Below are 22,251 nucleotides of genomic sequence, written 5' to 3' on the forward strand. Positions count from 1 at the left end.
GCATGCAGATCACCGTCGTGGGTGCCGGCATTGTGGGCACCGCATGTGCACTGCAATTGCAACGCGAAGGCCATCAGGTCACGCTGCTCGATCAGGCCGGCATCGGCGAAGGCTGCTCGTTTGGCAACGCCGGCTGCCTGAGCGTGGCGTCCGTCGTGCCGATGGCGCTGCCCGGCATGCTCAGGCAGGTGCCGAAATGGCTGGCCGACCCCATGGGCCCGCTCACGGTGCGCTGGTCCTACCTGCCGCGCGCCCTGCCCTGGCTGCTGCAATGGGTGCGCGCCGGCAATGAAGCGCAGGCGCGTGCGACGGCGCCGCCGCTGGCACATCTGTTCAGCGCGACCTTTCCCGGCTATCGCAGCCTGCTCGATGCCGCGCAATACGACAGCCTGATCCGCCAGACCGGGCACCTGTATGTCTGGCGCACGCTGACGCGCTCCTCGGGCGACGCGCTGGCGCAATCGATCCGCGATGCAACCGGCGTGCGCTCCCAAGCCCTGAGCGCCAACGAAGCCCGCGAACTGGAGCCCGCGCTGGCCCCGGATATCCAGTCCGCCCTTTTGCTGCCCGACAACGGCTTCACGGTCAACCCGGAGCGGCTGGTCAAAACGCTGGCGGCCAATCTTGCGGCAGCCGGCGGCACGTTCCTGCGCCGCAAGGTGGTGGATGTCGAATCGGACGACCACGGCCCGACGCGGCTGCAGACCGATTGCGGCACGCTGCCCGTGTCGAAGCTCGTCGTCACGGCCGGCGCGTGGTCGATGCGGCTCGGCGCAAAGCTCAGCGGCACGCGCATCCCGCTCGATACCGAACGCGGCTATCACGCAATGCTGAGCGCCCCGACCGTGCAGCCCTCGCGGCCGATCATGGACTGCGAACGCAAGTTCATCGCCACGCCCATGGAAGGCGGCCTGCGCATTGCCGGCACAGTCGAGATCGGCGGGCTGGATGCTCCGCCCGATTACCGCCGTGCCCGCATCCTGGCGCGACAGGGTCAGCAACTCTTCCCCGGCCTCGCCTTTGCGGACGACAGCCAGTGGATGGGCTTTCGGCCGTCGATTCCGGACAGCCTGCCCGTCATCGACCGCTCCGAGCGCTACCGCAACGTCTTCTTTGCGTTCGGGCACGGCCACCTGGGCATGACGGGCGCGCCCGGCACGGCCAGGCTCATCGCCGATCTGGTCAGCGAACGCGCGCCCTTCATCGACGCCCGCCCGTACGGCCTGCAACGGTTCCGCTGATGCCGCCGCGGCAAGCACGCCCTGCCGCAACCGCACCGCCGCATAGTTTGTGCACAACATTTAGGCAATCGGCCGGTTTGGCGGTAAAATCCCGTCCTCGCATTTTTCACCCCCGTCGTTCCGCCAATGCTGGCGGAAGGGGCTGTTTTTTCGTTTCTTCGTCGCTCAACGCCTCACCAACGCGCCGCGTACCGTGCAGATCGGACCGCATACCCTTCGCAACAACCTGTTCGTCGCCCCGATGGCGGGTGTGACGGACCGCCCGTTCCGCCAGCTTTGCAAGCGGCTGGGCGCGGGCTATGCGGTGTCCGAGATGGTCGCGTCCAACGCGCAGCTCTGGAAGAGCGAGAAGACCATGCGGCGCGCCAATCACGAAGGCGAGGTCGAGCCGATTGCCGTGCAGATCGCCGGCGCCGAACCGATGATGATGGCCGAGGCCGCACGCTACAACGTCGACCGGGGCGCGCAGATCATCGACATCAACATGGGCTGCCCGGCCAAGAAGGTGTGCAACGTGGCCGCCGGTTCGGCGCTGCTGCAGAACGAGCCGCTGGTGGCGCGCATCGTCGAGGCGGTGGTCGGGGCCGTGGGCGACCGGGTGCCTGTCACGCTCAAGATCCGCACCGGCTGGGACCGCGAGCATCGCAACGCACTCACCGTGGCGCGCATCGCGCAGGACGCGGGCATCAGCATGCTGACCGTGCACGGTCGCACGCGTGCCGACCTGTACCACGGTGAAGCCGAATACGACACCATCGCCGCGGTCAAGGCGTCGGTGCGCATTCCGGTGGTCGCCAACGGCGACATCACCACGCCGGCCAAGGCCAAGCACGTGCTGGCCGTAACGGGCGCCGACGCCATCATGATCGGCCGCGCGGCGCAGGGCCGCCCGTGGCTGTTCCGCGAGATCGAACACTTCCTGCAAACCGGCACGCTGCTGCCGGCGCCCGAGGTGGAAGAGATCCGCGGCATCATGAACACGCACCTCGAAGAGCACTACGCGTTCTACGGCGAGTACACCGGCGTGCGCACCGCGCGCAAGCACATCGCCTGGTACACGCGCGGGTTGGCGGGGGCCAACCTGTTCCGCCACCGCATGAACACCATCGAAGACACCGCGGCGCAACTGGCTGCCGTCAACGCGTTCTTCGACGAACAGCGCGCGCTGTCCGATCGCCTCGTCTACGAAGACCAGGCCACCGCCGACAGCGAGCGCCCCACGACGGGCAACAACGACAACAACAAGGAACTGCTTGCCGCATGAGCCGCAACCCGATCGAACGTTGCATCCGCGACAGCCTGGATGCCTACTACCGCGACCTGGATGGCGAAAACCCGTCCAACGTCTACGACATGGTGCTGCAGGCCATCGAGCGGCCGCTGCTGGAGACCGTGATGGAATGGGCCTCCAACAACCAGTCGCAGGCGGCCGATTACCTGGGCATCAACCGCAACACGCTGCGCAAGAAGCTGCAGCAGCACGGGTTGCTCTGAGCCCGCCGACCGATTTCCCTTTCTGACGGCGCCAGGGCCACCACCCCAGCGCCACACCCGCCCACCGGCGTTTCCATCATGATCCAGCAAGCCCTGCTTTCCGTTTCCGACAAGACCGGCATCGTCGACTTTGCCCGTGCCCTGCACGAGCGCGGCGTCAAGCTCCTCTCCACCGGCGGCACCGCCAAGCTGCTCGCCGAATCGGGCCTGCCCGTGACGGAAGTGGCGGACTACACCGGCTTTCCGGAAATGCTCGACGGCCGCGTCAAGACGCTGCACCCGAAGGTGCACGGCGGCATCCTGGCCCGCCGCGACCTGCCCGAGCACATGGCGGCGCTCGCTGAGCACAGAATCCCGACCATCGATCTGCTGGTGGTGAACCTGTACCCGTTCCAGCAGACGGTGGCCAAGGACGAATGCACGCTGGCCGACGCCATCGAGAACATCGACATCGGCGGCCCGACCATGCTGCGCTCGGCGGCCAAGAACCATCGCGACGTGACGGTCATTGTTGACCCGGCCGACTACGCCACCGTGCTGGCCGAAATGCAGGCCAACAACAACACGGTCGGCTACGACACCAACTTCATGCTGGCCAAGAAGGTGTTCGCGCACACCGCGCAGTACGACGGCGCCATCACCAACTACCTGACGAGCCTCGGCGCCGACAAGTCGCACAGCACGCGCAGCGCCTATCCGCAAACGCTGAACCTGGCCTTCGACAAGGTGCAGGAAATGCGCTACGGCGAGAACCCGCACCAGTCCGCCGCGTTCTACCGCGACCTGAAGGCCGTGAGCGGCGCGCTCGCCAACTACACGCAACTGCAGGGCAAGGAGTTGTCGTACAACAACATCGCCGACGCCGACGCCGCGTGGGAATGCGTGAAGTCGTTCGACCCGGCCAAGGGCGCCGCGTGCGTCATCATCAAGCACGCCAACCCGTGCGGCGTGGCCATTGGCGGCACCGCGCAGGAAGCGTATGAGAAGGCCTTCAAGACCGACTCGACTTCGGCCTTCGGCGGCATCATCGCCTTCAACGTGCCGCTGGATGAAGCAGCCGCACAGGTCGTCGCCAAGCAGTTCGTGGAAGTGCTGATCGCCCCGGGGTTCTCGGAAGGGGCGCGTGCCGTGTTCGCCGGCAAGCAGAACGTGCGTGTGCTCGAAATTCCGCTCGGCAACGGCATCAATGCGTACGACTTCAAGCGCGTGGGCGGCGGCCTGCTGGTGCAGAGCCCGGACGCCAAGAACGTGCAGCCGAGCGAGCTGCGCGTGGTCACCAAGCGCCACCCGACCCCGAAGGAAATGGACGACCTGATGTTCGCCTGGCGCGTCGCCAAGTTCGTCAAGTCGAACGCCATCGTGTTCTGCGGCGGCGGCATGACGCTGGGCGTGGGCGCCGGCCAGATGAGCCGTGTGGACTCGGCCCGCATCGCCAGCATCAAGGCGCAGAACGCCGGTCTGACGCTGGCCGGTTCGGCTGTGGCGTCGGATGCGTTCTTCCCGTTCCGCGATGGCCTGGACGTGGTGGTCGACGCTGGCGCCTCGTGCGTGATCCAGCCAGGCGGCTCGGTGCGCGACGATGAAGTGATCGCCGCCGCCGACGAGCGCAACGTGGCGATGATCTTCACGGGCACCCGCCACTTCCGCCACTGATCGGCACGGTCGTTCGACCGATCAGCGGGGCAAGGCGTAGACTGGCGCCTGCCCCGTTTTTCTTTTCTGCTCCGCTCCATTTCATGCGCATCCTCGGCATCGATCCCGGCCTTCGCACCACGGGTTTCGGCGTGCTCGAACGGCACGGCCACAAGCTCGTGTACGTGGCCTCGGGCACGATCAAGAGCAACGGCAATGCCGACCTGCCCAGCCGCCTGAAGACGCTGTATGACGGCGTCTCCGAACTGGTGAGCACCTACCGGCCGGACTGCGCTTCCATCGAAAAGGTGTTCGTCAACGTCAACCCGCAGTCGACGCTGCTGCTCGGCCAGGCGCGCGGCGCGGTGATCTGCGGCCTGATGAGCGGCAACCTGCCCGTGTTCGAATACACCGCGCTGCAACTGAAGCAGGCGGTGGTCGGCTACGGCCGCGCCAACAAGGACCAGGTGCAGGAGATGGTCGTGCGCCTGCTCAACCTGGAAGGCAAACCCGGCGCCGATGCATCGGACGCCTTGGGCGTGGCGATCTGCCATGCGCACGGCGGCGAAACGCTGGCCGCCATGGCAGGGCTGGCGCCGCAGCTTGCGCAAAAGGGGCTGCGCGTGCGGCGCGGGCGCCTCGTCGGTTGACAGGATCTTCAAAGTCGGCGGGTAGCTGCTTCATCGCGCGGCGACTACCATGCGGGGTGTCCGTCTTCAGGAGATCCCGATGCTGCGCCGCCTCATCCTGCTGAGCCCGTTGATCTTGAGTACCTCGATGGCCCTGTCCGCCTGCCGGCTGGAATACAACCATGGCGGCGACAACGGCGGCGGCAACACCACGCCCATCACCACCGTCCAGGTGATCGGACACCGCGGTGCATCGGCGTTGCGGCCCGAGCACACGCTCGCCTCGTACCAGAAGGCCATCGACGACGGCGCCGACATCATCGAGCCCGATCTCGTCTCCACCAAAGATGGCGTGCTCGTGGCGCGCCACGAGAACGAAATCTCCGGCACGACGAACGTGGCCGACGTGGCAGCATTTGCTGGCCGCAAGACCACCAAGACGATCGACGGCCAGAGCGTCACCGGCTGGTTCACCGAAGACTTCACGCTGGCCGAGCTCAAGACCCTGCGCGCACGCGAGCGCATCCCCAGCATCCGGCCGGACAACACGGCCTACAACGACCAGTTCGACATCCCCACGCTCGACGAGATCATCGCGCTCGCGCGGGACCAATCCGCCAGGCTTGGCCGCAACATCGGCATCTATCCCGAGACGAAACATCCGACGTACTTCCAGTCGATCGGTCTGCCGCTCGAAGACAGGCTGATCGATGCACTGCGCCGTGATGCCTTCACGGCGAGCCGCACCACGGTCTACATCCAGTCGTTCGAAGTGGCCAACCTCAAGGCCATCCGCGACAAGATCGGCAGCAGCCAGCCGAACTGGAAGCTCGTGCAACTGATGGGCACATCCGGACGACAGCCCTACGACTTTGTTGTTGCCAAAGACCACCGCACCTTCGGCGACATGATGACGAGCCAGGGGATGCGCGACATCGCCGCATACGCCAACGGCGTCGGCCCGGACAAGAGCAGCATCATGGGCCTCGACGCGAACGGCAAGCTGACCGATCCGACCGACTTGATCCGCAACGCGCACAACGCTGGGCTGGTCGTTCATCCGTACACCTTCCGCCCGGAGAACACCTTCCTGCCGCCGTCGCTGCGCAGCGGTGCCGATAGCACGCGCAACGTCAACGGCTCGATCGCGGAGATCCAGACATTCCTGCGCGCGGGCGTCGATGGCTTCTTTACCGACGATCCGGCGGTGGGACGGCAAGCCGTGTCGACCTTCAAGCGCTAGTTGTTGCGCATCGGAACCGTAGCGCGCGGCTGACCCTGGATCGGCCGCGCGGTAGGTTTCGGCTACACTGCGTCCCGTTTTGGAGGAGGAACCCCACCCATGATCGGACGCATCGCCGGGACGCTGATCGAAAAGAACCCGCCGCACCTGCTGGTCGATTGCCACGGCGTCGGCTACGAGATCGACGTGCCGATGAGCACGTTCTACAACCTGCCCGCCACCGGCGAAAAGGTCGTGCTGCTGACCCAGCAGATCGTGCGTGAGGACGCCCATCTGCTCTACGGTTTCGGCACCGCCGCCGAGCGTGAAACCTTCCGCCAGCTCATCAAGATTTCCGGCATCGGCGCGCGCATTGCGCTGGCGGTGCTGTCGGGTATGTCGGTAGCCGAACTCGCGCAGGCCGTCACGCTGCAGGAAGCCGGGCGGCTGACGCGCATCCCGGGGATCGGCAAGAAGACGGCCGAGCGCCTGCTGCTCGAACTCAAGGGCAAGCTGGGCGCCGACCTCGGCGCCGTGCCCGGCGGCCCGGCCGTCTCTGACGACGCGGTCGACGTGCTCAACGCCTTGCTGGCGCTGGGGTATTCCGACAAGGAAGCGGCGCTCGCCATCAAGCAGGTGCCGGCCGGCACGGGCGTGTCCGAGGGGATCAAGCTGGCGCTCAAGGCGCTGTCCAAGGGCTGACACAACTAGCGCCGAATAACTGTGATCAGCGCTACAACGGAAATCACCAATGCGGAGGCGCTGGCAAACAGGGCGGTAATAGACTGAAGCATCTTTTTTTTGGATTAAGTGACGGGTTACGCCCAGTGTTGGGCAGGATTCGCTTTCACACCACGGCCAAATATGAGTGTTTTGGCCGTATTGCCGTGAGCGAACTAATGGTATTTGGGCGAAGCTGCCGTGCCCACCGGTCCTTGTTGTGGCGGCGTACGCGACAACAAGGCAGCGGTAAAATGGCCGCCAACGCCGTCTGCCCGTCATGATCGAAACCGACAAGCTCGCCGCCAAGGCTGTCTCTGCTGAGCGCATCATCTCAGCCTCCCCCGCCTCCCCCAACGAGGAGGCGTTCGAGCGCGCGCTGCGCCCCAAGCTGCTCGACGAATATGTCGGCCAGGAAAAGGTGCGCGGCCAGCTCGACATCTTCATGACGGCGGCCAAGCAGCGCAGCGAAGCGCTGGACCACGTGCTGCTGTTCGGCCCCCCCGGCCTGGGCAAGACGACGCTGGCGCACATCATCGCGCGCGAGATGGGCGTCAACCTGCGCCAGACTTCGGGCCCCGTGCTGGAGCGGCCCGGCGATCTGGCCGCGCTGCTCACCAACCTCGAAGCCAACGACGTCCTCTTCATCGACGAGATTCATCGGCTCTCGCCCGTGGTGGAGGAAATCCTGTACCCGGCGCTGGAGGACTACCAGATCGACATCATGATTGGCGAGGGCCCGGCGGCGCGCTCGGTCAAGCTCGATCTGCAGCCGTTCACGCTGGTGGGGGCCACCACGCGGGCCGGCATGCTGACCAACCCGCTGCGCGACCGCTTCGGCATCGTCGCGCGGCTGGAGTTCTACACGCCTGCCGAGCTGACGAAGATCGTCACGCGCTCGTCGGGCCTGCTGAACGCCCATATCGTCGACGAAGGTGCGCTGGAAATCGCCAAGCGCTCGCGCGGCACGCCGCGTATCGCCAACCGTCTGCTGCGCCGCGTACGTGACTACGCCGAGGTCAAGGCCGACGGCGTCATCACGCGCGAAGTCGCCGATGCCGCACTGGCGATGCTCGATGTGGATGCCGTCGGCTTCGACCTGATGGACCGCAAGCTGCTCGAAGCGATCCTGCACAAGTTCAACGGCGGGCCGGTCGGCATCGACAACCTGGCGGCAGCCATCGGCGAAGAGCGCGACACGATCGAAGACGTGCTCGAGCCGTACCTGATCCAGCAGGGCTACCTGCAGCGCACGCCGCGCGGCCGCGTGGCTACGGCATCGGCGTACCAGCACTTCGGGCTGGGCGCGCCAAAGAGCGGCCCGGTGCGCGATCTGTGGGACGACAACAACTAGCCATCAGCGCCGCGACGCCATGACCGCTCCAAGTCCTCAGCGCAACTTCCGCTACTACGACTTCGTCATGGCCGCCTTCGTCACAGTGCTGCTGTGCTCGAACCTGATCGGTGCGGCCAAGGCGGCGCAGGTCACGTTGCCGATCCTTGGGCCGGTCACATTTGGCGCGGGCGTGCTGTTCTTCCCGATCTCGTACATCTTCGGCGACATCCTCACCGAGGTGTACGGCTACGGGCGCGACCGCCGCGTGGTGTGGGCGGGTTTTGCCGCGCTCGTCTTCGCGTCGTTCATGTCGCTGGTGGTGCTGGCGCTGCCCGTGGCGCCGTTCATGGCCGGCTATCAGAAGAGCCTGAACGACGTGTTCGGCAACACGCCGCGCATCGTGGCGGGGTCGCTCATCGCATTCTGGTGCGGCAGCTTTGCCAACAGCTACACGCTGGCGAAGATGAAGATCGCAACGGAAGGGAAATGGCTGTGGACGCGCATCGTCGGGTCCACGGTGGTGGGCGAGGCGGTCGATTCGTCGCTGTTCTACGTGATCGCCTTCTACGGCATCTGGCCGCACGAACAGGTGCTGCGCGTGGCCATCGCGCAATACATCCTCAAGACCGGCTGGGAAATCGTCGCAACCCCACTCACCTACCGCGTCGTCGCCTTCCTCAAGCGCGCCGAGAACGAGGACTACTACGACCGCGATACCGACTTCACGCCGTTCCGGCTGAAGGTGTAGCGTTCAGGGAACGCGGCGGTCCACCTCGTCGAGCACCAGCAAATCGAGGTGCGCGACATCGCCCCACTGCAGCACGGTCAACTGATGACCGTCGGATGAAAGCCGGTTGATGCTCGCGTTGCGCAGCTCATGCCGGCGTGGCTCGGTGAGCGTCATGGCGTTGGCGTGGCGATACAGGCAATCCAGCACGCCGCCGTGGCTGACCAGCGCGATGCGTTCGCCGGGGTGGCGGCGGACCAGGCGCAGGGCTGTCTGCACCGCGCGCTCGTGGAATTCGGTGAGCGTTTCGCCGCCGGGCGGCGCGAACGCCGGCACGCGGTTCTGCCAGGCGTCGAATTCAGCCGGATGCCGCTCGGCGACTTCGGCGTAGGTCAGGCCTTCGAACTCGCCGTAGCAGCGTTCGCGAAGGCCGGCGTCGTCGCGCACCGCTACGCCGAGCTCATCGGCCAGCGCTTGCGCGGTCTGCCGGGCGCGCGACAGGTCGCTTGCGTAGACCGCATCGAAGCGCTCACCCGCGAGCGCCCTGCCGAGCTGCGCGGCTTGCTCAAGCCCCTGCGTGTTCAGCGGCACGTCGAGCTGGCCTTGCAGGCGGCGCTCACGGTTCCAGTCGGTCTCGCCGTGGCGGATGAGCACGATGTGGGTAATTTGCGGCATCGGCATGGGCATGGCAGCGGCGCGTGGCATCACGGGGTCCTGGGCAGGTCAGACGGATTTGACGGCGGATTTGGCCACCTCGGGCGCTGCCGCCCGCACCGCTGGCGGCGCGACCTGCAGCCAGAACGTGACCGGCCCATCGTTGACGAGCGATACCTTCATGTCGGCACCGAACTCCCCGGTGGCGACGATGGGGTGCTGCGCCTGCGCCCGCGTCACGAAATGCTCGTACAGGCGGCGGCCGTCTTGCGGCGCAGCCGCCGGCGTAAAGCTCGGACGCGTACCGGACTTGGTATCGGCCGCCAGCGTGAACTGCGAGACGATCAGCAAGCCGCCTGCCTGCCCGTTGCCGTCGATGTTGCGCACCGGCAGGTTCATCCTGCCCTGCGCATCCGAGAACACGCGGTAGTTCAGCAGCTTTTCCAGCAAGCGGTCGGCCTCGGCGGCGGTGTCGCCGCGTTCGGCGCACACGAGGGCGAGCAGGCCCGGTCCGATCTCGCCGACGACGCGGCCATCGACGCGCACGGCCGCTTCCGACACGCGCTGGATCAGGCCGATCACTTCAGCACCACGCGCGCAAATCGGCGCTTGCCGACCTGCATGACGAACGTGCCTGCCTCCACCTTCAGGCCCTTGTCGCTGATGACGGTACCGTCGATCTTTACGCCACCCTGCTCGATGTTGCGGTTGGCTTCCGACGTCGACGGGCAGAGGCCGGCCTGCTTGAGCAGCTGCGCGATGCCCAGCGGCGCGCCCGACAGCTCGATCTGCGGGATGTCGTCCGGCACGCCGCCGCGGGCGCGGTGGTTGAAGTCATCCAGTGCGCGCTCGGCATCGGCCTGGCTGTGGAAGCGCGCAACGATTTCCTGCGCCAGCAGCACCTTGCAATCGCGCGGGTTGCGGCCCAGCGCGACCTCTTCCTTCATCATGTCGATCTCGGCCTGCGGGCGGAAGGACAGCAGCGTGTAGTACGTCCACATCAGGTCGTCGGAGATGCTCATCAGCTTGCCGAACATCTCATTCGGCGCCTCGCTGATGCCGACGTAGTTGCCCTTGGACTTGGACATCTTCTCCACGCCGTCCAGCCCCACCAGCAGCGGCATCGTCAGGATGCACTGCGGCTCCTGGCCGTATTCCTTCTGCAGCTCGCGCCCGACCAGCAGGTTGAATTTCTGGTCGGTGCCACCCAGCTCCAGGTCGGATTTCAGCGCAACGGAGTCGTACCCCTGCATCAGCGGGTAGAGGAATTCGTGCACCGAGATCGGCACGCCGGCCTTGAAGCGCTTGGTGAAGTCATCGCGCTCCATCATGCGGGCGACGGTGTAGCGCGAGGCCAGCTGGATCATGCCGCGCGCACCCAGCGGGTCGCACCATTCGCTGTTGTAGCGGATCTCGGTCTTGCTCGGGTCAAGGACCATGCTGGCCTGGCGGTAGTAGGTCTGTGCGTTGGCCTCGATCTGCTCGCGCGTGAGCGGCGGGCGCGTCGAGTTGCGGCCCGACGGATCGCCGATGGTCGAGGTGAAATCGCCGATCAGGAAGATCACCTGATGCCCCAGGTCCTGCAGCTGGCGCATCTTGTTGAGCACCACCGTGTGGCCGATGTGGATGTCGGGCGCAGTCGGGTCCAGGCCCAGCTTGATGCGCAACGGCACGCCGGTCGCGGCGCTGCGCGCGAGCTTCTGTTCCCACTCTGCCGCCACCAGCAATTCGTCGCAGCCGCGCAGCGACACCTCCATCGCGTGCAGCACCTCGGGCGTGACCGGATATTTCGGTTTGCCCGGCGTAGCGTTGTCGGAAGCGGGTACGGAAGCGTCAGGTGCGGTCATGGCAAAAAGAAAGGTCACCGCGCCGCTGAAGCAACGGCGCGAACGGAAACAAGAAACAGGGAGATCGTGCGTGCGCGATGGCCGACATGCGTCCAAGACGTTCCGGCCGCGCAATCCCGGGATTTTACCGTGATGTGCCCAGCCGGCCCGCCATCGCGCTGGTAAGCTGTCGCGCATGAGCCATCCCGACAACATTTCCACCCGCAGCGACCGCTACATCGGCCTGATGTCCGGCACCAGCCTGGACGGCGTCGACGGCGTACTCGCGGATTTCTCCGGCGACCACCCGGCCGTCCTGGCCGACGCCTACGTGCCCTTCCCTGCCGAGCTGCGGCAGCGCTTTCTGGACCTGCAGCACGCCGGTCACGATGAAATCCACCGCGAGGCCTTGGCCGCCAATGCGCTCGCCATCGTCTACGCCGAATGCGTCGGCAGGCTGCTCGAGGGCACGGGCCTGACCGCACACGACGTGCAGGCCATCGGCGCGCACGGGCAGACGATCCGTCATCAGCCCGGCGCGCACGACGGTATCGGCTACACGCGCCAGACACAGCATGCTGCCGTGCTGGCCGAGCGTGTCGGCATCGACGTCATCGCCGACTTTCGCAGCCGCGACATCGCCGCGGGCGGCCAGGGCGCGCCGCTTGTGCCGGCCCTGCATCGCGCGCTGTTTGGCCTGCCGGATGCGTGGCGCGTGGTGTGCAACATCGGCGGCATCGCCAACCTGACCGTGCTGCCCCCGCAGGCGTCCGATGCGCGCGACGCCGTGCTGGGCTTCGACTGCGGCCCCGGCAACGCCCTGATGGATTATTGGGTCCACAACCACCAAGGCACCCGCTACGACGCCGACGGCGCCTGGGCGCGCACCGGGCGCGTGGACAAAGCCCTGCTTGCGCGCCTCAAGGCAGAACCGTTCTTTGCCGCCGCGCCGCCGAAGAGTACCGGTCGTGACCTGTTCAACCCGGCGTGGCTGCAGCAGTCGCTCGGCGATGCACTTGCCGCCGCACGCCCAGCAGACGTGCAAGCCACGCTGCTCGCCCTCACCGCCGGCACCATCGCCGATGCCGTACAGGCGCATGCGCCGCAAGCGACATCGCTGCTCGTCTGCGGCGGCGGTGCACGCAACGGCGCGCTGATGGCCCACATCGGGCAGCAACTGCCGGGCGTGCAAGTCGCCCCGACAGACGACTTTGGTGTGCCAGCGCACCAAGTGGAAGCGCTCGCCTTTGCGTGGCTGGCGCGCCAGTGCGTACACCGCGTACCGGGCAATCTGTACACCGCGACCGGCGCCTCGGGCGGTCGCATTCTTGGCGCGATCTATCCGGCCTGAGCACCCAAACTCAAGGCAACAAAAAAGCGCACCCAGGTGCGCTTTTTCCTTTGGAGCGAGGCCCCGTCAGACCGAGAACGACGAGCCGCAACCGCAGGTGGTCGAGGCATTCGGATTCTTGATGACGAATTGCGCGCCGTTGATGTCTTCCTTGTAGTCGATCTCGGCGCCCACCAGGTACTGGTAGCTCATCGAGTCGATCAGCAGCGTCACGCCATTCTTGGTCATGGTCGTGTCGTCTTCGTTGGTTTCTTCGTCAAAGGTGAAGCCGTACTGGAAGCCCGAGCAACCGCCGCCCTGCACGAATACGCGCAGCTTCAGCTCCGGGTTGCCTTCTTCTTCAATCAGTTGCTTGACCTTGTCCGCAGCGCTGTCGGTAAAGACCAGCGGAGCCGGAACCTCGTTCACATCGGGCGTGGCTGCCTGCGCGACTGCGTTCATGAAAATCTCCTGTGGGATACGTCTCAAACTTGCCTGTATTTTAAGCGCAAGCTTGAAATCGTGCCGAAGCCCCGGGTTTCAAGGGGGCATTGTGCGGTGCCCCAGCAACGGCTGGCACCGCGTGTGATCAGTCCTGGTTCGAGGCCAGCTTGAGATTGGGCAGCAGCTTCACATCGCCAGGCGCCGCGTGCGTCAGCGTGCCCATGACGACCGCGCCCTGGTGCATCTCCAGCGCCGCGTATTGCACGTTGCCCTCGATGCGGGCCTTGGGCTGCAACTCGAGCAGTTCAGCCACATGCACCGGTCCCACCACCGTGCCGTTGAGGATCAGGTGCCCGACGTGCACCTCGCCTTCCACGCGTGCGCTGTCGGTAATGACGAGCATGCTCGGTTTGTCAGGGTCGCCGTAGACGTTGCCCTTGATCTCGCCGTCGATCCGCAGACCGCCCGAGAAGCGAAGGTCGCCTTCCAGCCTGGTGCGGGCGCCGAGCAATGTTTCAATCGCCAAGCCCTTCTTCTTGCCAAACAGCATCGTCGACTCCTCTTTTTGTACTGTTCCGACAGGACGTGCCCGTCAGATGGAAAAACTCTGGCTCGCCTTGATCTTGCCGTTCTGCAGCACCTTCACCATCACCGACTGCACCGTGGTGCCGGGTGGCACATCCACCCAACCTTCCAGGCGCTGATAGTGCGTGAGCTTGACGCGGGTAGTGGCTGCAGCCGACCCGCTCGCCGCCCCACCCGGGAAATCGATCGTAGCAGGTTTGCCCGCCTGTACCACGTTCAACGTCAGCGCCAATTGCCCCTGGAATTCGGAGACCGGGGCAAAGGCCTTGCCGCCGCCCTGCATCAGCAACACGCGAAAGCGCAGGCGCGTAGGCTGGGCTTCATCCGGTGCAATGCGGAAGCTGCGCACGTAGATGCCGGCGGAGTTGGTCGGCGCGGGCAGCAGGCTGTCGAAGAACGCCAGATCTTCTTTCAGTTGCGCGTTCTCGGTCTCGAGCGCCTTGAGTTGCTCGGCCATCTGCGCCTGCGCCCCTTCGGCAATACCCAGACGGGCATCCACGGTGCCCGCCGACGCGGCCAGCTTGTCGCGCTCGGCCTGCACCGCAGCCAACTTCGCGGTCAGTTCGCGGTTCATCGCGCGCAGGTCGCTGTCGTGCGGCCCCGTCAGACGGCGGCCCTCCTCGAACGCCCACAGCGCTGCTGCCGCCGCCAAGCCAAGCACCACCGCAATCAGCAGAACCGTCACCGGCCATGGCAGGCGTGAACGTACGGTCACGTTCGGAGCGAGCACGGAAGCGCGGCGCAACAGGCGGCGCGCCTTCATGCGGCCACTCCCAGGCTCGCACTGCGGATCGAAACCGGCTTAGGCGAAACAGCGGATTGCATCATACGAACCAAACGCTGGCAAAGTGTGAATTGTAGTCCTGCGTGCATGTCGGAGCTGTTGCAAAGCGTAAGTGAGGGGCAGGACGCATCACATCATTTGAGTGAAGCCCACAAAACAAAAAACCACACCCGAGGGTGTGGTTCTTTGCTGAAGCAGGAGCAGCGATTAACGCTTCGAGAACTGCTTGGCGCGGCGGGCCTTGCGCAGACCGACCTTCTTACGCTCGACTTCACGTGCATCACGCGTCACCAGACCGGCCTTCGACAGGGCGGGCTTCAGCGTGGCATCGTAATCGATCAGGGCGCGGGTGATGCCGTGACGCACGGCCCCGGCCTGGCCGGTTTCACCGCCGCCAACCACGTTGACCTTGATGTCAAACGTAGCTGCGTGGTTGGTCAGTTCCAGCGGCTGACGCACGATCATCAGCGAGGTTTCACGAGCGAAGTACTCGTTGATAGCCTTGCCGTTGACGATGATGTCGCCCTTGCCGGACTTGATGAAGACACGTGCCACAGCGCTCTTGCGGCGGCCGGTGCCATAGTTCCAGTTTCCGATCATGGATTAGGCCCCTTAGATTTCCAGCGCTTTCGGCTGCTGAGCTTCGTGCGGATGCGAGCCTTCGGCGTAAACCTTCAGCTTCTTGATCATCGCGTAGCCCAGCGGACCCTTCGGCAGCATGCCCTTCACAGCCTTTTCCAGGGCACGGCCCGGGAAACGCTGCTGCATCTTGCCAAACGTCGTTTCGTAGATACCGCCCGGGTAACCCGAGTGGCGATAGTACTTCTTGTCGGTCGTCTTGGCGCCCGTCACGCGCAGCTTGGCCGCGTTGATGACGATGATGAAATCGCCGGTATCGACGTGCGGAGTGAATTCGGGCTTGTGCTTGCCGCGCAGTCGGTGTGCCACTTCGCTGGCGACACGCCCGAGGACCTTGTCCGTCGCGTCAATCACGTACCAATCGCGCTTCACCTCATGCGGCTTTGCGGAAAAGGTCTTCATGATTTTTCCAAAATAGAGTCAGTGCCCGAGTGGACCCGTATCGCGCCCAGAGCTTGCGCTCAAACTGCTCACGAACGGATCGTCTTGCGGACGCCTGCGCAACCTCATGCAAGGTCGTCGCCGGCCCGCCTTCCCGCTTGTTGGTGCGGGCTCTCTGGATGTCTTCTCCGCGGGCAATCCGGAAAAGATTTCGATTGTACCTCGCGACGAGCCCTTGACACAAGGAAAAGGGCGCGTTCCCCGCACAACGGACAAAAAAAAACCCAAGCTATCGAGCTTGGGTTTGAATCCACCAAAGGAGGAGGGTGGAGGAGACACCTGCTGATCGGTTGACTTGGCGGGTTGCACCGCATCAACTGATCCAATGGTGCAAATTATACCCATTTCTGGGGCACGCGCAAGGAAATTTGCACTACGAAATCGCATCCCGTAATGCGGAAAGCAGATAGGAGCACTCGCTAGCGATAAAACTCCATATATATCAATTACTTACATGTAACGTCGAGCGTCGCGTCCGCGAAACACTAGAGCGACCCCTCGAAATTCGGGTCGTTTTTGGTGCGGCAGCCGCGGGTTGCACCTTTTCTTGAAGGTGCCACTGTCAAGCCGGCCCGACCCTAATCGGACAGCGCGGGCGTGGGCCGCTGGCTACAATGTGGCACTTCGTCGGCGCAGGCCGACTCCGCACAAGGATTGGACATGGATTGCACAGTGAGCTGGGCCGGCCCGGATGGCATGGCCTTTTTGGCGGAAACCGGCAGCGGCCACCTCGTCACCATGGACGGCGCACCGGACGGCGGTGGCCGCAACCTGGCACCGCGCCCGATGGAAATGGTGCTGCTGGGCACCGGCGGCTGCACGGCCTATGACGTGGTGCTGATCCTCAAGCGCGGCCGGCAAGACGTGCAGGGCTGCAGCGTCAAGCTGCATGCCGATCGCGCCGAAACCGACCCGAAGGTCTTCACGCGGATTCACTTCACCTTTACGGTGACGGGGCGCAATCTCAAGCGGGAAGCCGTTGAACGTGCGATCCAGTTGTCGCACGAGAAGTACTGCTCGGCGTCGATCATGCTGGCCAAGACAGCCGAGATCACGCACTCGCTGGAGCTGGTGGACCTCGCCACGCAGCCGGGCGCATCGGAATAAGAAGCGAAGCGGACCGATAAGCCGGATTCTGTGCGCCGCGTGGCCGAAACCAGCGGCGTGACAACCATTCCTCTAGACCGGCTGTTGCCAGCCGGCTCAAGCTCCCTACCCGCAGACTCGGCGAGCCGCTTCATCGCCTGCTTACTTGGGATTGCTCCGGGTGGAGGTTACCGCGTTTCACCCTTCGCCCTGACCGAAGCCCGGGCGAAGACTCGTCTCTGTGGCCCTATTCCGCACGTCACCGTGGATGGTCGTTAGCCATCACCCTGCTCTATGGAGTCCGGACTTTCCTCCCCTTCCGCTCGCACGAGGCGGCGCAAGCAGCGGTTGTCTGGTCCGCTTCGCGAGGCGCGAGTCTAGCACTGTTCAGGTAAGAATCGCCGCCGGCCCGGGCGAAAGACTGTCGTGTCCAGATAGAAGCCGGCGTCTTCGTTGGCATCGCACCAACCCGGGATCCCCATGACGGGCAACGGGCGGAAATGGCGGGGCGCGAGATCGGCGTGCAGCAGTGTCTCGGCCAGCGCAGCGTCGAGCGAGGGGCGGTCCGCCGGCAACGCGGCCACCTGCACCGGCCACGCGTGGGCCGTGATCGACTTGTAAGGCGCGACCAGCTTTTCCAAGACTGCATGGCCGAACGGCAGAACCGCGCACGTGGCGCCCCACGCTGCCCTGCCCTCGACGAACAAGCCGCGCCAGTCGAACCCGGTCAGACACCGCTCAGGCGCGTCTTCGGCGTGCAGAAAGATCAGGGCATTTTCGTCGAACAGCGTGGCGGCATCGCGAACGGTGCCGCGTGCCGCGCCAATCCCGTCCTGCGTGATCACCCGCGCCTGGCGCGCGTTGAGCGCTGCCTTCGCACGCGGCCAATGCAACCAGATCAGGGCGTTGAAAAAGTCGTGGAGATTGTCCCGGGTCGGCACCTCGCCCGTGGCGGCGATGTGTGCTTCGTAAGCGGTGCCGGCCGGCAGTGCATCCTGCGGGACGAAGCGCAGAGCATGACCGCTGCACGTGCGGATGGCTTGTGCCGCCGGCTGCGCGTTCAGTGCGTCTCGAAGATCGGCGCCCCGTGAGATTGCGTCTGCAATCGGCGCGCCGATTGCAGCGAGCGGTGCGAACGCCGGATGGCCCCAGTCGATCGCACCGAGATCAGCGGCCAGCAACTCAGACAGACTTCCAGCGCAGCATCTCGCCGCCGCGCAACGGCACCAGCGTCTGCTCGCCGAACGGGACTTCGGCGGGAAGCTGCCATTGCGAGCGCGTGAGCGTCAGCGTGCCGGCGTTGCGCGGCAGGCCGTAGAAGTCCGGCCCGTGGAGGCTCGCAAAACCTTCGAGCTTGTCGAGTGCGTTGGCGTCTTCAAAGGCCTCGGCGTACAGCTCCATGGCGTGCAGCGCAGTGTAGCAGCCGGCGCAACCGCAGGCGTGTTCCTTGACGCCCTTGGCGTGCGGCGCGCTGTCGGTACCGAGGAAGAAGCGCGGGTGGCCCGAGGTGGCCGCGGCCACCAGCGCCAGGCGGTGCGTTTCGCGCTTGAGCACCGGCAGGCAGTAGTAATGCGGGCGGATGCCGCCGACAAACAGGGCGTTGCGGTTGTACAGCAGATGATGCGCGGTGATGGTTGCGCCGACCGGGCCTTCCGCATCGCGCACGTATTCGGCTGCGTGCTTGGTGGTGATGTGCTCGAACACGACCTTCAGCGCCGGGAAGTCGCGGCGCAGCGGCAGCATCACCGTGTCGATGAAGACGGCCTCGCGATCGAAGATGTCGACGGTCGGGTCGGTCACCTCGCCGTGCACGAGCAGTGGCATGCCGACTTCCTGCATGGCTTCGAGCGTCTTGGCGCAGCGGCGCAGGTCCGTCACGCCGGCATCGCTGTTGGTGGTGGCACCCGCGGGATACAGCTTCACGCCATGGACAATGCCGCTGGCCTTGGCCTCGCGGATGACCTCGGGGGACGTGTTGTCGGTCAGGTACAGCGTCATCAGCGGCTCGAACTGCGTACCGGCGGGCAGCGCCGCGAGGATGCGCTCGCGGTAGGCGCGCGCCTGGGCGGTGGTCGTCACCGGGGGCTTGAGGTTCGGCATGATGATCGCCCGGCCGAACTGGCGCGCGGTGTCGCCCACCACATCGGCGAGCGCGTCGCCGTCGCGCAGGTGCAGGTGCCAGTCATCGGGGCGGACGATTGTGAGGGTGTCGGTCATGGTGATGCAGCCTTCGGATGCGGAATGCAGATTCAGAGAATGAGGATGGCGCGGTAGTCGTTGACGTTGGTACGCGTCGGCCCGGTAACGATGAGGTCATCGGCGGCCGCGAAGAAACCATAGGCGTCGTGTACGTCCAACGCGGCACGAGCGGCAATGCCCCTGGCGGCAGCACGGGCGATGGATTCGGGATCGAGCAGCGCGCCCGCATTGTCCTCCGATCCGTCGATGCCGTCTGTATCGGCGGCGAGGGCGTAGACGTTGTCCATGCCGTCCAGCGTGACGCCGAGCGAGAGCAGGAACTCCGCGCAGCGCCCACCCCTGCCGCCGGTCAGGCCGGGCGGAATCGTCACCGTGCATTCGCCGCCGGAGATGAGCGCGACCGGCGCGGCGAACGGCGTGCCGTGCTGGCGGATCTGCCGGGCCAGGGCGCCATACACCTGGGCGACCTCGCGCGCCTCGCCGGTTACGGTATCGCCGAGGATGGCCGTGCGGATGCCGCGCGCCGCAAAAACCTGCGCGGCGGCCTGCAGGCTCTGCTGCGCGGTCGCGATGATGTGATTACTGACGCGACCGAAGCAGGGATCACCGGGCTTGGGCGTTTCGGCAACCTCGCCGCGGGCGCCGCGTTCGAGGTGGGTGCGCACGGTGTCGGGCATCTGCGCGCCCCAGCGCCTGAGGATGGCAAGCGCATCGGCATAGGTGCTCGGGTCGGGCACCGTGGGCCCGCTGGCGATGGCGCTCGGATCATCGCCGGCCACGTCGGAGACGATGAGCGTGGTCACAGGCGCGCGCGACGCGGCCGCCAGCCGCCCGCCCTGGATGCGCGAGACGTGCTTGCGCACGATGTTCATGTCGGTGATGGGTGCGCCGCAGCGCAGCAACTCACGCGTGACGGCCTTCAGATCGGCCATCGGGATGCCGTCGGCCGGCAGCGACAGCAGGCTCGAGCCGCCGCCCGAGACCAGCACGATCAGCCGGTCGTTCCCGGTGAGGGCCGATACGCGCTCGAGAATCTCGAGCGCGGCTTGCTCGCCGGCCTCGTCGGGCACAGGGTGACCGGCTTCGATCACGCGGATGCGCTCGGTCGGCAGGCCGTGGGCGTAGCGCGTGACGACCAGCCCTTCGAGCTGCGCGCGGCCTGCGTAGGCCTGCTCGACAGCCAGCGCCATCGATGCGGCAGCCTTGCCGGCGCCGACCACCAGCGTCTTGCCGGCGGCGTGCGGCGGCGGCAGGAAGCCGGCGACGATCTTCAGCGGATCGGCGGCCCCCACGGCGGCTGCGTAGCTCTCCAGCAACAGGGCGCGGGCGCCGGGGCGGTCGAGCTTCATGCCAGGGCCTCGGCGATCGCGCGGCCCAGGTCGACCGTGCCAGCCGTGCCGCCAATGTCGCGCGTGAGCGGCGCATGGCCGGGGCCGGCCGCCAGCACCTCCTCAATGGCCGCCAGCACGGCGGCCCCCGCCTCGAGTTCGCCAAGATGCTCCAGCAGCATCGCCGCACACCAGATCTGCCCGATCGGGTTGGCAATGCCTTGGCCCGCGATGTCGGGCGCCGAGCCGTGCACCGGCTCGAACAGGCTCGGATACGTGCGATCCGGGTTGATGTTGCCCGACGGTGCGATGGCAATCGTGCCCGTGCAGGCCGGCCCGAGGTCGGAAAGGATGTCGCCGAACAGATTGCTGGCGACCACCACGTCGAACATCTCGGGCTTCTGCACGAAGTGCGCGGTCAGGATGTCGATGTGGAACTTGTCGACGTTGACGTCCGGGTAGTGCCTGGCCATCGCTTCCACGCGCTCGTCCCAGTACGGCATGGTGATCGAGATGCCGTTCGATTTGGTCGCCGACGTCAGGTGCCTGGCGGGGCGGCGCTGAGCCAGATCGAAGGCGAACTTGAGGATGCGGTCGACGCCGGTGCGGCTCATGACCGTTTCCTGGATCACGATCTCGCGCTCCGTGCCGCCGTACATGCGTCCGCCCACGCTGGAGTATTCACCCTCGGTGTTCTCGCGCACGACGTAGAAATCGATCGCGCCGGGTGCGCGCGGCTGGCCGTTGCGGTCGACAAGCGGGCTGCGGATGCCAGGCATCAGGCGCACCGGGCGCAGGTTCACGTATTGGTCGAAACCGCGCCGGAACTGAAGCAGCGAGCCCCACAGCGAAATGTGATCGGGCACCGTATCGGGCCAGCCCACCGCACCGAAGAAGATGGCGTCGTAGCCGCGCAGCGTCTCGAACCAGTCGTCGGGCAGCATCTTGCCGTGGCGGGCGTAGTAGTCGCAGCTCGCAAAATCGAAATGATCGGTCTGCAGCGCAAAGCCGAACCTGCGCGACGCCGCATCCAGCACGCGCAGACCTTCAGGGACGACTTCCTTGCCGATCCCGTCTCCGGGGATCACGGCAATGCGGTAGGACTTCATGGGGTGTTCCGGTTGAAGGTGGTGAGATGCTGCGTTGGGTGGGGATTCCGACGGCGTGCGGCGTGGGCGCAACGGCCGCCCCCCGGGGCGGGGCCGCGGACGCCAAGCCGCTTGGCACCCCCGTCGGCCGGCAGGATAATGGCTATTTTATTGCATCGACTTTTTCCCCACCATGTGCCAGCTGCTGGGCATGAACTGCGCCGAACCGACCGATGTGACGTTCTCGTTCACCGGGTTCGCCGCGCGCGGTGGCGTGACCGATCACCACGCCGATGGCTTCGGGGTCGCGTTCTTCGAAGACAAGGCGTGCCGCCTGTTCATCGACAATCAGTCGGCCGGCACCTCGCCGGTGGCGGAGTTGGTCAAGCGGTATCCGATCAAGTCGAAGAACGTCATCTCGCACATCCGCAAGGCCACGCAAGGGACGGTGCGGCTGGAAAACTGCCACCCGTTCATGCGCGAGCTCTGGGGCCGGCACTGGATCTTTGCGCATAACGGCGACTTGAAGAACTTCTCGCCGTTTCTGTCGGGCGTCTACCAGCCCGTGGGCGACACCGACAGCGAGCTCGCCTTCTGCTTCATCATGCAGGCGCTGCGCAAACGGTTTCCGGGTTCGCAGCCGCCGCTGAACGAGCTGTTCTACGCGCTGTCCGACGTCACCAAGGAAATCACCCGCTACGGCGTGTTCAACTTCCTGCTGTGCAATGGCCAGGCGCTGTTCGCGCATTGCTCGACGCGGCTGTACTACATCGTGCGGCAATGGCCGTTTTCGACGGCACACCTGATCGACGCCGACATGACGATCGATTTCGCCAAGTACACGAC

General features: G+C 65.6%; 24 protein-coding genes and 1 other RNA gene. 12 read left to right on the forward strand and 13 right to left on the reverse strand.

Going from position 1 to position 22,251, the window contains the following annotated elements; all coding sequences use genetic code 11:
• Nucleotides 1–2: 2 nt before the first annotated feature.
• From A6M56_RS20630 to A6M56_RS20670, 9 genes are all read left to right on the forward strand, one after another.
• Nucleotides 3–1,241: an NAD(P)/FAD-dependent oxidoreductase gene (locus A6M56_RS20630; RefSeq protein ID WP_102080733.1), complete on the forward strand. Its 1,239-nt coding sequence runs from the start codon at nucleotides 3–5 to the stop codon at nucleotides 1,239–1,241.
• A gap of 193 nt (nucleotides 1,242–1,434) precedes the next feature.
• On the forward strand, nucleotides 1,435–2,505 hold the full coding sequence (gene dusB / locus A6M56_RS20635; protein ID WP_045785824.1) for a tRNA dihydrouridine synthase DusB: 1,071 nt from the start codon (nucleotides 1,435–1,437) through the stop codon (nucleotides 2,503–2,505).
• Nucleotides 2,502–2,735: a Fis family transcriptional regulator gene (locus A6M56_RS20640; RefSeq protein ID WP_045785823.1), complete on the forward strand. Its 234-nt coding sequence runs from the start codon at nucleotides 2,502–2,504 to the stop codon at nucleotides 2,733–2,735. Before dusB ends, A6M56_RS20640 begins: the two co-directional genes overlap by 4 nt.
• 78 nt (nucleotides 2,736–2,813) lie before the next feature.
• Complete coding sequence (gene purH, locus A6M56_RS20645) at nucleotides 2,814–4,388, forward strand: bifunctional phosphoribosylaminoimidazolecarboxamide formyltransferase/IMP cyclohydrolase (RefSeq protein ID WP_286758373.1); 1,575 nt, start codon at nucleotides 2,814–2,816, stop codon at nucleotides 4,386–4,388.
• Between the two features lie 83 nt (nucleotides 4,389–4,471).
• Nucleotides 4,472–5,017, forward strand: a complete 546-nt coding sequence (ruvC, locus tag A6M56_RS20650; RefSeq protein ID WP_004635567.1) for a crossover junction endodeoxyribonuclease RuvC — start codon at nucleotides 4,472–4,474, stop codon at nucleotides 5,015–5,017.
• Nucleotides 5,018–5,096: 79 nt separating this feature from the next.
• A complete protein-coding gene (locus tag A6M56_RS20655) occupies nucleotides 5,097–6,239 on the forward strand; it encodes a glycerophosphodiester phosphodiesterase (protein ID WP_102080731.1) in 1,143 nt (380 codons plus the stop codon).
• A gap of 99 nt (nucleotides 6,240–6,338) precedes the next feature.
• On the forward strand, nucleotides 6,339–6,920 hold the full coding sequence (gene ruvA, locus A6M56_RS20660) for a Holliday junction branch migration protein RuvA (protein ID WP_012761185.1): 582 nt from the start codon (nucleotides 6,339–6,341) through the stop codon (nucleotides 6,918–6,920).
• Nucleotides 6,921–7,218: 298 nt separating this feature from the next.
• Nucleotides 7,219–8,292 carry a Holliday junction branch migration DNA helicase RuvB gene (gene ruvB / locus A6M56_RS20665; protein ID WP_102080730.1) on the forward strand — a complete coding sequence of 358 codons (1,074 nt, stop codon included), beginning with the start codon at nucleotides 7,219–7,221 and terminating at the stop codon, nucleotides 8,290–8,292.
• Between the two features lie 19 nt (nucleotides 8,293–8,311).
• Complete coding sequence (locus A6M56_RS20670; protein ID WP_045785818.1) at nucleotides 8,312–9,022, forward strand: queuosine precursor transporter; 711 nt, start codon at nucleotides 8,312–8,314, stop codon at nucleotides 9,020–9,022.
• A 3-nt stretch (nucleotides 9,023–9,025) separates the two neighbouring features.
• Here A6M56_RS20670 and A6M56_RS20675 read toward each other — a convergent pair whose 3' ends face one another.
• The 3 genes from A6M56_RS20675 to tyrS are packed head-to-tail and all read right to left on the reverse strand — an operon-like array spanning nucleotide 9,026 to nucleotide 11,502.
• Nucleotides 9,026–9,706, reverse strand: a complete 681-nt coding sequence (locus tag A6M56_RS20675; RefSeq protein ID WP_045785817.1) for a histidine phosphatase family protein — start codon at nucleotides 9,704–9,706, stop codon at nucleotides 9,026–9,028.
• Nucleotides 9,707–9,724: 18 nt separating this feature from the next.
• The gene (gene dtd, locus A6M56_RS20680) at nucleotides 9,725–10,237 is read right to left on the reverse strand and encodes a D-aminoacyl-tRNA deacylase (protein WP_045785816.1); all 513 of its coding nucleotides are present in this window, start codon (nucleotides 10,235–10,237) and stop codon (nucleotides 9,725–9,727) included.
• Nucleotides 10,234–11,502, reverse strand: a complete 1,269-nt coding sequence (gene tyrS, locus A6M56_RS20685) for a tyrosine--tRNA ligase (RefSeq protein ID WP_045785815.1) — start codon at nucleotides 11,500–11,502, stop codon at nucleotides 10,234–10,236. The genes dtd and tyrS overlap by 4 nt, the downstream gene beginning before the upstream one ends.
• A 175-nt stretch (nucleotides 11,503–11,677) precedes the next feature.
• On the opposite strand from tyrS, the gene A6M56_RS20690 reads away from it, so the two are divergent.
• Nucleotides 11,678–12,832 (forward strand): anhydro-N-acetylmuramic acid kinase, encoded by a 1,155-nt coding sequence (locus A6M56_RS20690; protein ID WP_102080729.1) that lies wholly within the window; start codon nucleotides 11,678–11,680, stop codon nucleotides 12,830–12,832.
• A gap of 66 nt (nucleotides 12,833–12,898) precedes the next feature.
• On the opposite strand, the gene erpA is transcribed toward A6M56_RS20690, so the two are convergent.
• The 5 genes from erpA to rplM form a co-directional block, all read right to left on the reverse strand.
• On the reverse strand, nucleotides 12,899–13,273 hold the full coding sequence (gene erpA / locus A6M56_RS20695; protein ID WP_045785813.1) for an iron-sulfur cluster insertion protein ErpA: 375 nt from the start codon (nucleotides 13,271–13,273) through the stop codon (nucleotides 12,899–12,901).
• A gap of 127 nt (nucleotides 13,274–13,400) precedes the next feature.
• Nucleotides 13,401–13,805: a bactofilin family protein gene (locus A6M56_RS20700; RefSeq protein WP_045785812.1), complete on the reverse strand. Its 405-nt coding sequence runs from the start codon at nucleotides 13,803–13,805 to the stop codon at nucleotides 13,401–13,403.
• A gap of 42 nt (nucleotides 13,806–13,847) precedes the next feature.
• Nucleotides 13,848–14,603 carry a DUF6776 family protein gene (locus A6M56_RS20705; protein ID WP_045785811.1) on the reverse strand — a complete coding sequence of 252 codons (756 nt, stop codon included), beginning with the start codon at nucleotides 14,601–14,603 and terminating at the stop codon, nucleotides 13,848–13,850.
• 228 nt (nucleotides 14,604–14,831) lie between these two features.
• Entirely contained in the window at nucleotides 14,832–15,224 is a 393-nt protein-coding gene (rpsI, locus tag A6M56_RS20710; protein ID WP_004633190.1) for a 30S ribosomal protein S9, read from the reverse strand.
• A gap of 12 nt (nucleotides 15,225–15,236) precedes the next feature.
• The gene (rplM, locus tag A6M56_RS20715) at nucleotides 15,237–15,665 is read right to left on the reverse strand and encodes a 50S ribosomal protein L13 (protein ID WP_009239122.1); all 429 of its coding nucleotides are present in this window, start codon (nucleotides 15,663–15,665) and stop codon (nucleotides 15,237–15,239) included.
• 699 nt (nucleotides 15,666–16,364) lie between these two features.
• On the opposite strand from rplM, the gene A6M56_RS20720 reads away from it, so the two are divergent.
• Entirely contained in the window at nucleotides 16,365–16,811 is a 447-nt protein-coding gene (locus tag A6M56_RS20720) for an OsmC family protein (RefSeq protein WP_045785810.1), read from the forward strand.
• 1 nt (nucleotide 16,812) lies between these two features.
• Here the strand turns inward: A6M56_RS20720 and rnpB are convergent.
• The 5 genes from rnpB to A6M56_RS20745 form a co-directional block, all read right to left on the reverse strand.
• Nucleotides 16,813–17,154, reverse strand: an RNA gene (rnpB, locus tag A6M56_RS20725) — RNase P RNA component class A.
• A 13-nt stretch (nucleotides 17,155–17,167) separates the two neighbouring features.
• Nucleotides 17,168–17,968 (reverse strand): DUF3025 domain-containing protein, encoded by an 801-nt coding sequence (locus tag A6M56_RS20730; RefSeq protein ID WP_102080968.1) that lies wholly within the window; start codon nucleotides 17,966–17,968, stop codon nucleotides 17,168–17,170.
• Between the two features lie 4 nt (nucleotides 17,969–17,972).
• Nucleotides 17,973–19,007, reverse strand: a complete 1,035-nt coding sequence (pyrC, locus tag A6M56_RS20735) for a dihydroorotase (protein WP_062739063.1) — start codon at nucleotides 19,005–19,007, stop codon at nucleotides 17,973–17,975.
• Nucleotides 19,008–19,039: 32 nt separating this feature from the next.
• A complete protein-coding gene (locus tag A6M56_RS20740; RefSeq protein ID WP_062739064.1) occupies nucleotides 19,040–20,338 on the reverse strand; it encodes a glycerate kinase type-2 family protein in 1,299 nt (432 codons plus the stop codon).
• Nucleotides 20,335–21,426 carry a tartrate dehydrogenase gene (locus A6M56_RS20745; protein ID WP_045785807.1) on the reverse strand — a complete coding sequence of 364 codons (1,092 nt, stop codon included), beginning with the start codon at nucleotides 21,424–21,426 and terminating at the stop codon, nucleotides 20,335–20,337. The genes A6M56_RS20740 and A6M56_RS20745 overlap by 4 nt, the downstream gene beginning before the upstream one ends.
• A 172-nt stretch (nucleotides 21,427–21,598) precedes the next feature.
• On the opposite strand from A6M56_RS20745, the gene A6M56_RS20750 reads away from it, so the two are divergent.
• Nucleotides 21,599–22,251: class II glutamine amidotransferase (locus A6M56_RS20750; RefSeq protein ID WP_286758374.1), on the forward strand; the 653-nt coding region annotated here is incomplete at its 3' end.

This window comes from Ralstonia sp. RL, from assembly GCF_001683835.1.
Taxonomy (GTDB): domain Bacteria; phylum Pseudomonadota; class Gammaproteobacteria; order Burkholderiales; family Burkholderiaceae; genus Ralstonia; species Ralstonia mannitolilytica.